At 31.4% G+C, this 829-nt stretch carries 1 protein-coding gene; it reads left to right on the top strand.

All coding sequences use genetic code 11. The annotated features are described in order from the left end of the window. Nucleotides 1-54: 54 nt before the first annotated feature. Complete coding sequence (locus K7397_RS21185; RefSeq protein ID WP_223070556.1) at nt 55-750, top strand: hypothetical protein; 696 nt, start codon at nt 55-57, stop codon at nt 748-750. Nucleotides 751-829: the final 79 nt, after the last annotated feature.

Below are 829 nucleotides of genomic sequence, written 5' to 3'. Positions count from 1 at the left end.
TGAAATCGGGTACACTACTTGCTATAACCCTTTCTGCGATTGGATCTCCTTTCTGTGTGGAAACTAAAGGATACCATACAATCGCTTGAGAGGGTTATATTTTTATTGAGAACTTTTCACTGTCCAGTTACTAATATGGTGTTAAAAATGCGCCAAAGTGATGGCACCTTTACAGATAGTATTAGTGATAACAAAGGAAGTAATGGACGGAAAGACTATCTTGCTACCTATATGGCTTTATATGTACTCCATACTATTAATCCAGATTATAATATGGAATATGTAAAAATATGGATCGAAAAAGCATTTCAAGATGAGTTTATATCATCATCAAGCATATTTGATAAAGTAGCAAATATTAAAAACTTGGTAGATATAGCAAAAATTGTTGAACCGAAACTTTTAGTTAAGTTTAATAATGAACTAGTTGCTCTACTAAATGACTATCAGAAACATATAATGGTCAAATATGACAAAAGTTACCCTATTAATATTTTATCAACATTAATAGAACTAGCTAATGATTTGAATTATAAGATTAAAATATCTCCTAACACTATTTTTAATATTGTTAACCAATATAAAAGTGAAGATGGAGGTTTTAGTTTTTTTATTAATGATAAATCTAATGCCTTATCTACTTATTTAGCAATTCAAATGTTACAAGATAATTCTCAATTCACAATAAGGAACGGGAAAAAAGGCTCTACACCAAAGTTAGTGCTTGAACAGTCAGCTAGTTTATGCTAGTGAAAATAGCGAGCATAGTTGCATTCGACCAGAAGTCCCTGTACATACCGATCTCGATTACGGGTGAAGTAATGTCTGC

The sequence above is a fragment of the Paenibacillus caui genome, assembly GCF_019904135.1.
GTDB lineage: Bacteria > Bacillota > Bacilli > Paenibacillales > Paenibacillaceae > Fontibacillus > Fontibacillus caui.
Note: the sequence above shows the minus strand (reverse complement) of the source record. Positions and strands in the feature narration are given on the sequence as shown.